The sequence below is a fragment of the Tamlana crocina genome (genome assembly GCF_012037625.1).
The window spans coordinates 1-406 of sequence record NZ_JAAVJS010000346.1 but is presented as its reverse complement, the minus strand read 5'-3'; the positions used below and the strand labels follow the sequence as shown (position 1 = coordinate 406).

General features: G+C 45.3%; 1 pseudogene. It reads left to right on the top strand.

The features are described from left to right. Positions 1-406: pseudogene (locus HC176_RS17045) on the top strand (zinc carboxypeptidase); the annotation flags it as partial.

The window sequence follows — 406 nt, the reverse complement described above, 5'->3', positions numbered from 1 at the left end:
ACCGAAAATGGGATCCTCACCTTTCCGTTCACCATCAAAAATCAGTTTACCGCCGCACTTTCCACTTTAGAGGCTGCAAATAAAATGCGGGAAAAATTGCTGAATTATCAGCGGAATTTCTATCAAAACGCCCGAAAAGAAGCCGGAAAAGGTGCTTACGTCTTCGGAAATCCAAAGGATGCAGCCACTGCATATAAGCTCGCCGAGATCCTGGAACAACACCAGGTGGAACTGCATGAGGTGAAAGAAAAATTCAGTAGCAACGGAAAAACCTTTGAACCCGGAAGCAGTTACCTGGTCCCAAAACAGCAGAGACAGCACCGTCTTGTAGAAGCAATGTTCGAAAGAAGAACTGAGTTTAAGGACAGTTTGTTCTATGATATCTCAGCCTGGTCCTTTCCGCTTG